This is a genomic window from Aetokthonos hydrillicola CCALA 1050 (assembly GCF_017591665.1).
Taxonomy (GTDB): Bacteria; Cyanobacteriota; Cyanobacteriia; order Cyanobacteriales; family Nostocaceae; genus Aetokthonos; species Aetokthonos hydrillicola.
This window is the reverse complement of sequence record NZ_JAAKGC010000004.1, coordinates 170,725-184,161: the sequence shown is the minus strand read 5'-3', so window position 1 is coordinate 184,161 and position 13,437 is coordinate 170,725. Positions and strand designations below refer to the sequence as shown.

At 42.0% G+C, this 13,437-nt stretch carries 10 protein-coding genes; 7 read left to right on the top strand and 3 right to left on the bottom strand.

The genetic code is table 11. The annotated features are described in order from the left end of the window. Nucleotides 1–146 precede the first annotated feature (146 nt). A complete protein-coding gene (locus tag G4P69_RS03665) occupies nucleotides 147–1,712 on the top strand; it encodes a hypothetical protein (RefSeq protein WP_208348525.1) in 1,566 nt (521 codons plus the stop codon). 100 nt (nucleotides 1,713–1,812) lie between these two features. Here G4P69_RS03665 and G4P69_RS03660 read toward each other — a convergent pair whose 3' ends face one another. Further along, entirely contained in the window at nucleotides 1,813–3,915 is a 2,103-nt protein-coding gene (locus tag G4P69_RS03660; RefSeq protein ID WP_243902879.1) for an NAD(P)/FAD-dependent oxidoreductase, read from the bottom strand. Between the two features lie 160 nt (nucleotides 3,916–4,075). On the opposite strand from G4P69_RS03660, the gene G4P69_RS03655 reads away from it, so the two are divergent. Next, nucleotides 4,076–4,309, top strand: a complete 234-nt coding sequence (locus G4P69_RS03655) for a hypothetical protein (RefSeq protein WP_208348521.1) — start codon at nucleotides 4,076–4,078, stop codon at nucleotides 4,307–4,309. A gap of 155 nt (nucleotides 4,310–4,464) precedes the next feature. Here G4P69_RS03655 and cimA read toward each other — a convergent pair whose 3' ends face one another. After that, nucleotides 4,465–6,093, bottom strand: coding sequence for a citramalate synthase (cimA, locus tag G4P69_RS03650; protein ID WP_208348518.1), 1,629 nt, complete (start codon nucleotides 6,091–6,093; stop codon nucleotides 4,465–4,467). 513 nt (nucleotides 6,094–6,606) lie between these two features. On the opposite strand from cimA, the gene G4P69_RS03645 reads away from it, so the two are divergent. The 5 genes from G4P69_RS03645 to G4P69_RS03625 all read left to right on the top strand — a co-directional run bounded on the left by G4P69_RS03645 (nucleotide 6,607) and on the right by G4P69_RS03625 (nucleotide 12,981). Beyond that, nucleotides 6,607–6,966, top strand: coding sequence for a hypothetical protein (locus tag G4P69_RS03645; RefSeq protein WP_208345888.1), 360 nt, complete (start codon nucleotides 6,607–6,609; stop codon nucleotides 6,964–6,966). A 224-nt stretch (nucleotides 6,967–7,190) separates the two neighbouring features. Beyond that, nucleotides 7,191–9,170: a glycine oxidase ThiO gene (thiO, locus tag G4P69_RS39850; RefSeq protein WP_208348512.1), complete on the top strand. Its 1,980-nt coding sequence runs from the start codon at nucleotides 7,191–7,193 to the stop codon at nucleotides 9,168–9,170. Nucleotides 9,171–9,227: 57 nt separating this feature from the next. Beyond that, nucleotides 9,228–9,398, top strand: coding sequence for a photosystem II assembly protein Psb34 (gene psb34, locus G4P69_RS03635; protein ID WP_208348501.1), 171 nt, complete (start codon nucleotides 9,228–9,230; stop codon nucleotides 9,396–9,398). Between the two features lie 488 nt (nucleotides 9,399–9,886). Beyond that, nucleotides 9,887–12,061, top strand: coding sequence for a tetratricopeptide repeat protein (locus G4P69_RS03630; RefSeq protein WP_208348498.1), 2,175 nt, complete (start codon nucleotides 9,887–9,889; stop codon nucleotides 12,059–12,061). Between the two features lie 218 nt (nucleotides 12,062–12,279). Continuing rightward, a complete protein-coding gene (locus G4P69_RS03625) occupies nucleotides 12,280–12,981 on the top strand; it encodes a hypothetical protein (RefSeq protein ID WP_208345757.1) in 702 nt (233 codons plus the stop codon). A gap of 11 nt (nucleotides 12,982–12,992) precedes the next feature. Here the strand turns inward: G4P69_RS03625 and G4P69_RS03620 are convergent, their stop codons facing one another. Further along, nucleotides 12,993–13,346 (bottom strand): nucleotidyltransferase family protein, encoded by a 354-nt coding sequence (locus G4P69_RS03620; protein WP_310834059.1) that lies wholly within the window; start codon nucleotides 13,344–13,346, stop codon nucleotides 12,993–12,995. Nucleotides 13,347–13,437: the final 91 nt, after the last annotated feature.

The window sequence follows — 13,437 nt, the reverse complement described above, 5'->3', positions numbered from 1 at the left end:
TGGGGCATGCCCAATGCCCTTTTGTAAATAACTTACACTTGTGGCACCCTTGCCATCTAGAATAGATTTTGATAAGACAGCATGTATGGATTTGCACTTCTGGCGTAATTTTTGCTGTTTAGTTTAAAGCTGGTGGGTGACGAGTAATGAATGAAGCTGACACCCCAAAAAATGGGGCTAGTTTTAAACCCATTGAATCTGTGAATTCGCCACAATCAGAGCAGGCGAGTTCTCCCCCATTCTTTGTATCACCTGATGGAAATGTAGCAATTGGGAAATTGCCACTACTTGCGCCTGGAAAAAATCCAGAGAGCAATACGGAACTTTCTCAGGAAAATCCACCACAACAAGATTGGGTTGCAGAACCTGACAAAGAACAACAAGCAATTATTGACTCTGAATTTAATAAGCTGCTGGAATTGAATGAAGAATTACGCTCTGCTAACAGTAATTTGTACAGTCGAGTAGAAGAGCTAACAGCAGCGCTAAGTGAATCAGAGGCGGCTTTGCAGCTCCACAAAAAGCGCTCAAGTGTTACAGAGTCAATGCTTAACCAACAGACTCAGGAACTATCTGCTGCTCAGGAACTGATCCAGTCTTTATACAAACAGTTAGAAACTGCTGTGCAAACTGTTCAACACCAAGAAATGTCCATAGAGAGTTACAAGGCGCAGCTAGAACTCAATCAACAACGCCTTGCTCAGTTAGAAAGGGATTGCGCCCTCGTTCAATTTAACTATCAGGAACAGTCCCACCAGCTACTGCAATCAGAAAACGCTTGTCGTGAGTTACGCACTAGGTTAATGCGACAACAACGCCAGACTTTACAGTTTAAAGCAGCTTTAGAAAAATGCTTAGAAACACCGTTCCCTAATTCTGTGGATAGTAGTGCGTCAAATAAGACAAACAAGACACCAAAATACTCTAGCCACAATAACTCTTTGTTTCCTAATGCCCAACCAATTCAACCTTGGTCAGCAGAGTCTGATACCATAGCAAATGATTTAGAGCAGTTCAAGGGAGAATCTTTAGCATCTCCTTTGTATGAACAAGATGATGAGCGAGCAACTACGAAATCATTTAGCTCAGAACCTTTAGACCAAGCAGATTTACCAAAACCAGCACAACTAGATCAAGAAGATTTATCAAAACCAACACAACCTGAAAAAACTTTAGAAATTATTAATGATTGCCCGAGTACATTAGAAGCAGTCTTACCTTCAGAGTCTCAAAACCTAGACGAACAATTGGATAGTGTTCTCGAATTGTTTTTTAACTCTAATCCTGCACCTACATCTCGACAACCTTCGCCACAAAATATCGAGAGTGATAGCGAATCCCTACAGCCAAAGGTAGAGGATCCTGAAACTGACTCAGTGCTACCCACAAGGCGAGATCTCCCAAAGGACACCCACGAATCTATATGGGAACCTTGTCCAGGGACAATCCCAAATGATGAAGAAGCAAAAAATGTCACAATCACCCTCGTTGACCAAAAACATGAACCTATAGAAGATTTCTGGCTAGAAGCAACACAAGCACTACCCTTAGAATTGCCACAGTCTACTTTACTTCAGCAACCTTTTAACGACAACCCCGACGACGCTAACTCTCCCTCACCAGTGATTTATCCGCAGCGCCCACCCAAGGGGCGTAAGTCTCTAGCATCTGTTGAATTGCCAAATTTTCGTAGGAAAGGGCATAGGGTGTAGGGCGTCCCTGCGGGGAAGTCAAAAGTCAAAAGTCAAAAGTCAAAACTGGGTAAGATTTGTCTTTTTTCTCCCCCTGCTAAGAGCTCCCTCTTCTTTCCAGTTACCTCAGCAGAGGAAACCTGCGCACGCTGCTGGCTTCCCTGCTCTCTGCTCCCTGCCCTCTGCTCCCTCCTTTAGGTGGTTGACCGGCGGTTAATGCATAGCTAGTACTTAACAACCGTAACCATAATGCAGGAAAACGGGGTTCGAGCCAAGGCTGTATCTGGGGAAGAGCGCGTGCAAAGGATCTACTTAGGAGAATAGTAACAAGGGTATGGCGGGTAAAATCAAAATAGTTCCATAACCATCGTAGTAAATCCTTCGAGCCTGCAAGTTCCCAGATCCACAGCAGTAATGATGGGTTTTTGCGTGCTGCTTTCACGGCTAGGCGATTAAAGGTGAACCAATCAAATCGATCTTTGATAAAGTTATCTGCCACTATAGGCGGTTCATCTGCCAATAACCCAAAAAAGTTATTCAGCATGGAATTAATTCGTTCCGGCGGTATAAACTTCCCAGTAGGAACCATCATGCCTTTAGAAAACATCCAAGTAGCGGCAATATTACTTTGAAAAGCGCGAATTCGGTTTAGGTGCTTGAAGCTCAGCAAATCGTGTTTAAGGGCGGTATCTAAAAGATTTGTTAGGCGTTCTAAGTTACGGACAAGGGAACCAAAGCCGGTAAATACTAAAGGAGATTGGAGTGATGCCGCATCACCGATCGCAATTAGACGATCAAAAGCAACCGTGCGATCTTTACTCCCCACACTGAAATGCCCAGGAATATAGCCAAACGTTGGCTTTTTCCACACCAGTTTGTCCATATCGCACCGTCGATACTCGGGCAAAATGGTAAAAAAGTCTTCGTACATCTCCAGCAAGGAGCCTGGGTTTTTGGGATTGACTTGGTGATAATGAAATAAATAAATTGCTAGCTCTTCATTTGTCCCTGGAAACAGTTCCCAAATTAACTGTCGCCCCCGTGATATATCCCCGTGACTGTTAAGAACGTCTCCATATTGAGAATCCCATACTCCAGGCTCAAATCCACGTTCAACGACGGCTCCTACTGTTGGGCAAATACTATCAAAAGCACGACCCCCATTCAACTGCCATGCTATGGGTGAGGCGCTTCCCATGGCATCTACTAGCAGTCGTCCACTAATTTGTTTTTCTGTTTGGCTTGGTAAATGATTGACAGTGATACTGATTTGTGTATTATAAATATCAGTTCTTATAAACTCTGTTTCATCCCAAATTTGGCCACCTGCACTGCGCAGCTTTTGCCCGCACAGTTGTAGTAGCTTTTCAGAATCTAGAGCCACATTCAGTACGGTAGGAGTGTGCAAAATTGGTGCTTTTAAGTGTTTGGGAACATTAGCATCAAAAAATTTGTTAAAACCGTCCTTGTACTCCCGCGCAATGACTGACTCGACTTCAGCACTCGTAAGCAAACCCAAGTTAATCAAGCTTTGGATTTCATCGCGGGAAATATTCCACTCCCGATTCATTCTGCCAAAGGGCAATCTATCTAATAACAGGACTCGATACCCTCTTTTTGCCATCACGGCTGCATGAATCACACCAAGTGCACCACCAACGTAGATCAAATCGAACTGGGGAACACCAGTGGGAGATGTTTCTCTTTTGTGAGAGAACACTACCTGATTAGGTTTATGGGGATTGCGAACACCTTCACGCCATCTTTTTTCCCACCAGTAGACTCGGGTGAGATCATATTCGCCGTCAGGCATTTTCTGAAAATATTTGACTGTAAGGGGGTAATCGCGAGCAAGTGCCTCAAAAATTGATTCCTTAGAAAAATCAATGATTGGTGGTTCAGGATAATGATGAGGGAAGTAGCAACGAATTCCAGTAGTGAGGCGTTTGAGAATTTGTTGCTCGTTATCTAAGGGTTTGTCAGCCCAACGAAATGCTTTTAAATAAGTAGTTCGTTGCACTGACCAAACAAATACAGAAATTTCGTTTGGTAATTTTTCCGAAATACTGACTTCATGAGTTGTATTGTTTTGATGCATTCTCAGACGTAAGCCAGAGGAAGTAGGAAATTTTTCGCCAAATCCTGGTTCAAAATCTGTGTGCAACCAGTTGCATACAGAGGTTGTGTCAGGTGTTGGGATTTCTAGATAAAGGATTTCTTTCATTTTTTTTCAGTTTTATAATGAATCTACTCATTCAGACAGATTTAGGAAAGGCATCAAGTAAGGTAAACTCCGCCCTAACACTCATAAGATTTTTTTCAGTAAAAAACTTGAAGTCTTGGTCTAACTTATTGTTCATTCTGTGTTTCACTAGATGCACGCCATGAATTATCACATCCCAGATAGCCCCCAAGAAATCTTTGCTCTAAGACAAAAGCCTGTTGATGAAGAACTGGTTGCTGCTGCGATCGCAGGAGTCATTAAAATCGTTCGCGCTCAGGGTCAGTCTTTAGAGGAGTTGACAGCTCAGGTGCTAGCAGATGACAGTTTGCTAGATAAGCAGCAAAGACGCTGGCTCAGCCAAGTGGTTGCTCAAGCTTGGGAAAGCTTTTCTTAAAACAGTTAGTTATTAAGGGTTAGTTGTGATTAAAATAACCAACAACTAACATGCATTCAGGTTGATATACAAATTACCAATCCCTTTTGTGGTGTGAGAGTGTCAATAATTGTTTGAGATTGGTAATTTGCCGTTAGATTTAACTACATCGCCCTTCAGCTAGAAGTACTTACCGTGGCGAAGGCTTGGGAATGCAAAAATAAGCCATATTCCAAACCTTCGACGACAGCTTGGTAAGAAGCTTCCAAAATATTGTTTGAAACCCCCACCGTCGTCCAGCGTTGATGCCCATTCCGCCATTCTACCAAAACACGGGTTTTTGCTGATGTACCTGTGTGCCCATTAAGAATCCTAACTTTGTAGTCTGTTAACTCAAACAAAGCGACTTGGGGATAAAAATTGACTAAAGACTTGCGTAAGGCTGCATCCAAAGCTGCTACTGGTCCATTACCTTCTGCTGCTTCTATTATATCCTTCCCGTTAACAGCTACTTTCACTGTCGCAAGAGCGTTAGTTGTTTGTTTACCTTCAGCCAGATCACAGTGGACTTGAAAACCTTTGACTTCAAAGAACTCTTGACGACTGTCTAAGGCTTTCCTCATTAACAACTCGAAACTTGCTTCTGCTGCCTCAAATTGATATCCTTCGTTCTCCAAATCTTTGATATGTTTTAGAATTTGGGTTGTTTTTGGGTTCTGCTTATCTAGCTCAATACCAAAAGAGTGGGCTTTAGCCAAAACGTTACTAACCCCTGACTGTTCAGAAATCACGATACGACGACTGTTACCGACTTTTTCCGGCTGGATGTGTTCGTAAGTCAAGGGATTGCGCTCCACTGCCGATACATGAAGACCACCTTTGTGGGCAAAAGCTGAACGTCCTACAAAGGGGGCGTGTTCATCAGGAGCAAGATTGACAACCTCGCTTACAAAGCGGCTAGTATCTGCGAGTTCAGATAGTTGGTTATCCTCGATACATTGATAACCCAACTTTAACTGCAAATTCGGAATTAGTGTACAAAGATTGGCATTGCCGCAGCGTTCACCATAACCATTAATCGTGCCTTGAACCATTCTAACCCCAGCCATGACAGCAGCAAGGGCGTTGGCAACCGCTGTACCGGAATCGTCGTGAGTGTGAATCCCGATTTGAGGAATAGTATTGTGTTTAGTCAAAAAATGACTATTGACTGATTGGATAACTTGTGTTATGTGGTCGGGTAAGCTTCCACCATTTGTATCGCAAAGCACAAGCCATTCTGCACCAGCCGCGATCGCTGTCTCTAAAGTTTGTAAAGCATAATCTGGATTGTGTTTGTAGCCATCAAACCAGTGTTCTGCATCGTATATAACCCGCCGTCCTTGACTACGAAGATACTCAATAGTATCTTGGATCATTGCTAAGTTTTCTGCTAAGCTGGTATTGAGACCTTCTCTCACATGCAAATCCCAAGATTTACCAACAATCGTCACCCAACGAGTACCAGCAGCAAGAATTGCTTGCAACATTGGATCTGTTGCTGCGATCTTATTAGGGCGTCGGGTAAAGCAAAAGGCAACAATTTCGGCTTGCGTGAGTTTTTCTGTTTGCATTTGCCAGAAAAACTGAACATCTTTGGGATTTGCGCCAGGCCAACCACCTTCAATAAAGGGAATTCCTAATCGATCAAGTCGGTGAGCAATACGCAATTTATCTTCAATCGATACCGATAACCCTTCACGCTGGGTGCCGTCCCTAAGTGTAGTGTCATAAAGCCAAAGTTGGGAAGGTGTGTTTGCGGTCATAATATGGAGAGTGAAAGACGACTTTTGGAGAAATGAGTAAAGTTTTTAACACGCCCGTGTTCAATTCGCCAGCAGTACAAGTAAGCTTTAATTATAGATTTTTCTTCATTAGAAATAAATTGTTACAATAAAATTAAAAGCTTTTGTATTTATCTTAAATGCCTAAAGTACTAGACGTAGGAAAAGACAAGACAGGCGCACTGGAAAAGCCAATGGGCAAATGTTGCAGCAGAACAGTCTTGACCTCTACAATAACGGTGCTAAGGTATTAAACTATTGGAGAATTTAGTGGCTGTGATACATGCTCAGTTCATATAGAGGACGAAATGCCAATTTGGCCCAAGAGGATAACACTCATAAGGTAGAGTATCCCTAACTTATTGGTGACCTCCTTATTCTCCCACTTTTATGAACAAATCAAAATTAAGGTTTTGTGGCAATGTGAAAGTTATCGAGGGTTCCAATTTTTGGAAGGTTATCAAATAGTTTAGAAAAGGAAAAGGAGAAAATAACATGGGTAGATGGACACCACTAATTCTAATGGCTGGGGGTTTAGCTATTTTACTGGGTACCTTGCTAGGTATTAGCTTCCCAATGGGCGGAGGGCAAAACACAGCGCAGCTTCCCGCTCCAAAAGTTAGCAACAAAACCTCAAAAGTCCTCCCAGCTAATATTAATGTTAATAGTACTGCAAGTGATAGTGCTCCAAGCGATATCAACAGCAAAACAACTGTAGCCCAGAATAACAATACCAGCCCCACTAATGATGCTAATGACTCCTCAACAACCACTGGTAATAGCAGCAACCAAGATACAAACACAGCAAATGAACAAACTCAGACTAGCAACAAGCCAATCCAAGCTTTGTGGTAACACTTCTGAGTTAAGCGTGATAAGTTATTGAGGAAGAATTCAGGAGTCAGAATACAGAATTCAGAATTGAATTCTGTATTACCAGTAGACTAATCATAGTCTAAAGCTCCCCGATTTTAATAGTGAGGACAAAGAAGAATTTTTCTATGCTTGAACCTTGATCTTAGGGATGAGGTATTCTGACTCCTGTATTCTGACTTCTGACTCCTCTTCAATAAGAACCAATGACTAACGATGTTTTAATTATTGGTGGCGGTGTTATTGGTTTGGCGATCGCCGTTGAACTAAAATTGCGCAAAGCAAGTGTCACTGTACTCAGTCGCAGCTTCAGCGCAGCCGCCACCCACGCCGCTGCTGGAATGTTAGCACCTGGTGCTGAAAGAATTCCACAAGGTGCAATGAACGATTTATGTCGGCGATCTTTATTTTTATATCAAGACTGGACTCAAAAATTAGAAGAATTCACAGGCTTAAACACGGGTTTTTGGCCATGTGGTACTTTAACACCAGTTTATAAAGAAAATGGGGAAAGAGATTCTTCTTTTCCCCCTTCCTCTTCTGTAGCCTACTGGTTAGATCAAGAAGGTATTCACCAGCATCAGCCAGGATTAGCCCCAGATGTGGCAGGCGGTTGGTGGTATCCTGAAGACGCACAAGTAGACAATCGTGCGCTCGCTCAAGCACTGTTGACAGCGGCTGGGTGTCTTGGTGTTGAAATAAAAGAAGACATTACAGTAGAAGGAATTGTACAGCAGCAGCAACAAGTTGTTGGTGTAAAAACAAACGCTGGAGAAATTCGCGCTGAACATTACGTCTTAGCTACAGGTGCTTGGTCAAATGAGCTTTTACCAATACCTGTCCGCCCGGTAAAAGGACAACTGCTGAGTGTACGAGTGCCAGAATTGCTACCTGAATTGCCTTTATCGCGGATTTTGTACGGAGATGGTATTTACATCGTACCAAGACGCGATCGCCAAATTATCATTGGAGCCACTAGCGAAAATGTTGGCTTCACACCCCACAACACGCCATTTGGCATTCAAAGCTTACTACAGCAAGCTATTGCCCTTTATCCTCAACTACAGCATTATCCTATTGAAGAATTCTGGTGGGGATTTCGTCCTAGTACACCTGATGAACTACCCATTCTGGGTACTAGCCCCTGTAAAAACTTAACCTTTGCCACTGGTCATTATCGTAATGGTATTCTCTTAGCACCTATTACGGCGCAATTGATTGCCGAATTGATCTGGGAGCAAAAGTCTGACCCTTTATTAACTGCATTTAACTATTCGCGCTTCCAAGCCAAGCCATCTACCACTTCTATGTTGCCAGTCTCTCAACTCCCTTCCCCTAAACAGTCCCCTCAAGTTGACAAACAAATAACCTCCGCTCCAAAACCCCTCATTGAGGACAAACCTCTAGTCATTGCAGGGAAAACCTTTACGAGTCGTTTAATGACAGGAACTGGGAAATATCGCAGCATCGAGGAAATGCAGCAAAGTGTCATTGCTAGCGGTTGTGAAATTGTAACTGTGGCGGTGCGAAGGGTACAAGCCAATGTTCCTGGACACGAAGGCTTAACTGAGGCGCTGGATTGGAAAAAAATATGGATGTTGCCTAACACAGCAGGTTGTCAAACCGCAGAAGAAGCGATTCGTGTAGCGCGATTAGGACGGGAAATGGCAAGCCTTGTAGGACAGGAAAATAACAATTTCGTCAAATTAGAAGTTATTCCAGACCCCAAGTATCTTTTACCAGACCCCATCGGCACTTTACAAGCAGCAGAACAGTTGGTGAAAGAAGGTTTTGCGGTATTGCCGTATATTAATGCTGATCCAATGTTGGCGAAACGCTTGGAAGAAGTAGGCTGCGCAACAGTTATGCCTTTAGCTTCCCCTATTGGTTCTGGGCAAGGATTGAAAACAACAGCTAATATTCAGATTATCATTGAAAATGCCAATGTTCCGGTAGTGGTAGACGCCGGGATTGGATCGCCATCGGAAGCAGCCCAAGCAATGGAAATGGGGGCAGATGCTTTGTTGATTAATAGCGCGATCGCATTAGCAAATAACGCTCCTGCAATGGCTCAAGCCATGAATTTAGCAGCAATAGCAGGTCGTTTAGCCTATCTTGCTGGGAGAATGCCTATTAAAACTTATGCAAGCGCTAGTTCACCCTTGACTGGTAAAATCACAAATTGATACGAATAAACAATTAATGTAACATAAGGTAAATGACCAGAATGAGGAATTGAATTCATGCCTTACACAACAGAAGATGGCGGTCGTCTGAATAATTTCGCGCAAGAACCAAAAGTTTACCGAGCAGAACCCCCTGATGCAGGGCAAAAGCGAAATTATATTATTCTGGCAGTCGTCGCAGCTATTTTGGTAGGGAGTTTGATATTCGTTGCTTTCTCAGTTTCCTAATCTTAATTGATCCTAATTGATCTTAAACTGTTTTAAGAGGGACAAATTTTTGTCTTCTTGCAGGTTCCAGACTTGATAGGAGCCTGGTTTTTTTTGCTGCTCAAAATTTACGAGTCTTTGAGTATGAAATTATACCCGAAAATCTTTAGTTGTTCAAGTCTGGATTTTGTCCTGAGCAAAGCGACAACCATTTGAAAATCAATTGAAGAAGAATTCAGGAGACAGGAGTCAGGAGTCAGGAGGAGCCACTTCTGCAGCCGGGTTTACCGGCGTAGGAATGCGGCGTTCAGAATTAGTCCTGTGTATCTAGTAGATAAATTAGATCCCTATTATCTACACGAAGTCTTCTATTTTTGCATCAAAACCCGATCTCATTACTCCTGAATTCTGACTCCTGAATTCTGACTCCTGACTCCTGAATTCTGACTCCTGAATTCTGACTCCTGACTCCTGATTCCTGTAAACTACATTTTGGCTCTTTAGCCACCATGAGCGTGAATGATACTGCACACTCCCACAATTTTGCTTGGAATCGCCAAGTATATCACCGTTTAAAACTTGCTCTAAGCCTTGGTTTGCGTCGGCAAATCTTCTTGGCGGTATGTGACGATTTAAATTTAAGAAATCAAGTAGCAGCGCGTTTGCATTCCACTTTAGCTTTTCCTGTTGGGCAAATATTGTATCAGCCAGATACACAGGAAGAGGCTAGCACACCAGCCTATCCGCGATTAGTGACCTTACGCTTAAATTTAAGTGATCCTAATCCAATAGCGCAGATAAATCAATGGTTGGCGAATTATCCGCCACCAATTGTTGGCGCATCCCAAGAAACCCCAGGAAGACCCCTACCAATACCGGTGTTTCAAATTGTGGGTGTTGAGCAGTTAACTAAGCAGCCCGTTACTGTACAGCGTTTATTTTTACAGTATCTGCGTTCAACCGAGCAAACTCTAGCAAATACTGAATCTAATCGCTTTTTAGAATCAAGCCTGTTATTATGGCTACCACGCCCTTGGTTGTATGCTATTCAGCAATCAGCATTACAGTTTTGGCGCTACCGCACTGGCGTTTTTGTATTTGCAGGAGAACCCACTCCTACAACTAATAGAAAAAACTCACCAGAACGCTTTCCTGGTTCAAGAACCTTAGATTTAGGGAATGTTGAGCAATCTATTTTCGAAGAATCACCTATTAAGGAGGATTTTAATTTCCAGCCACCAGACACACAAGTAAACCGTCCTAACAAACCACCAGAAAGTCCTTCATCAAAAGCCGAATTAATTCCAGTCAGACCCCATCAAGACAATTCGGCCATCAGACAAAATCATAAAAATAACGTATTACCAAACAGCTTGTCACACATCAGTAGGGAGTTAACAGAGTTAGTACTGGCAACAATCAATACTACGATTGTTGAAGACCGAGAGCAGAACTTACAAGTTCAGCAAATTTTACGTGAAATTGAGGAATTACACGCAAACAAAAACCTAGGGGAAAAACTAGCAGCCGCTTATCACAGCTTGGGGAACTTATATCGCTCCCGCGTAGAACAAGGACAGTCAACGCTAGAAAACCTAATGGTAGCAATTCTTGCTTATCAGGAAGCTATCACTTATAATGACGCCTCACCCCAAGTGCCGGACATTTTAAATGACTTAGGTACACTCTACTGGATGCTGTCTCGCACACCACCGAACTCTGAAGAGGGACAAGCTTACATAGAGCAAGGAATTGAATTTTATCAGCTAGCTTTAAAACTAATTTCACCAGAAACACATTCAGAAACTTATGTCCGTGTGCAAAATAATCTCGGAACAGCCTATGGTGATTTAGCTCGTTTCTCTAATGCAGGGGAAAATTGGCAACAAGCAGTTTTAGCTTATAGCGAAGCACTCCGTATCCGTACCGTCGAAATGGATCCAATGAAGTACGCTGCTTGTCAAAACAATTTAGGTACTGCTTACTGGCACTTAGCGCAATTTAATCAACCAGTCGAGCATCTCAAACACGCCATCACAGCCTATAAGTTAGCACTGGCTCACTACAAAGCCGAAGAAGAGCCTTTTAAGTATGGCATGATTCAAAACAACATTGGTACTGCTTACTGGAATATTGCTCAATACGAACAGCCAGAGGAAAATTTCTGCTTAGCAATTGATGCTTATAATGAAGCATTAAAGTATCGCACTCCAGCTAATGCTCCGGCTGCTTGCGCTGCCACGGAAAATAACCTTGGTACGGCTTATTGGCATTTATCAAACGTACCAAAAATAAATAAAGATGAGAGATTGAAGTTATTAGAAATGTGCATCGCTGCCTATGATGAAGCACTTGCCCTTGCTCACTCATTGAATGGCGTTACTATGAGTTTTGATATAGCAGCAACTCACAATAACTTAGGATTAGCTCATTATCAACTTGTAACAGATGCTTATTTTAATGGTGATAAAACAGCTCGTTCTCATCATTTAGAAGCAGTATTAGATAATCACTTGCTAGCTTTGAGTGGATTGAATAAGCAAACTGAGGCTTATCAAACAACTGTTAATTATATAGTTAAAGCAATTCGCTCTTTCCACAACGAATTAGGAATACAAGGACAAAATCTTGCTTTATCTAAATTACCAAGCCACTTGTTACCGGAAATATTGCCTAGATTGTAAGTCAATGGATGGAGGTTCAATTTTTATATTGAACGCGGGCAAGATGCCCGCACTACAATAATTTTACGTTTTTGTCTTATCCAAGAGATCTGCACACCAGCTACCACCAGCTTATATCACGCTTTCTATACACTCTCATTGATTTTCTGGACAAGATGCGTGTAAGAACGCATAATTCCTGTAAACTTTATCATCATGTATGAAAAAGGTTGTCCAAGATGAATTTGTATCAAAAAGCACTTTTTGTTGTCGCGACTTCTGTGATAAGTGTCACAACTATTCAGGCAAATCGTGTCTTTGCAGCCAGTTTTGACTTTGATTTTATATTGAAGCCTTTTTTGGGTCCACCTGCAAACACAATTGCAGGACAAGGAAACTTAACTTTTGATGACGATAGCTTAGTAGGTGTTGGTCAAGAGATAAAACCTCTGTCATCACTGAAAGGAGCCACTTTCAATTTTGACTTTCAGCCAGATGCTGTCAGACCAAACTTCCAGAACGCAGGAACTATTACAGAAACAAATATTACAGAACCAGCGGAATTTATCTTTGAAAATGGAAGATTAACAAATATCAGCTTTATGGCCAGAAAAACAATATTCGTAGATGCAAATCAAATATCAAGTCGGCTTCAAACAGGAAGATTCGTTCCAATAGTTAGTATTAACGATCAACTAATTTCATTAGATTTTACTAGTTTTACTGTAATTATGGATGAAAATAACCCTAACTCTGTTAATATTTTAGGCGAAGCTATTGGTGATTTTGCGATCAGAAAAGTAGATACAAATGTAAGATCAGTCAATGAACCTAATAGCATTGTTGGTTATTGTATGGCATTAGGACTAAGCGTTTTATTTTTCAAAAAAAATAATTTCGGAAATAAGCTGGCATTCTTGTCAAGAAATAAATTACGATAGCTGTCGTTTGCTCATACATAAATGACTTGTGATAACACTAGCTTCCTGATTCTTGGCTTCAAACCATTTTGCGTTACGACATCAACCTTGATACCGATCGCGCTACTGAGATAGTCACGTAGCTCCACCAGCTTAAATAAAGTAGGTGCTTGATCGTAGTCAATGAGTAGATCAACATCACTTTCCTCAGTTTGTTCACCACGAGCGTAAGAACCAAAGATACCCAACTTAGTGATCCGATATTGTTGCTCCAACAACGGTTTATTCTGTCTCAGAATTTGCTTAATTTCCTCTAACGTTTTCATATCTTCAATTGAAGGTGTAACTTGAATTCCGGCGTTGCGTTGGGCTGTGCGACAACACACCTACCCTGACTTTGATCAATCAAGCTTGGCGCGATCGCCCCTGATAGCCGAGCCTACAATATATAAATACTTATAATTAAACTGAGGATAA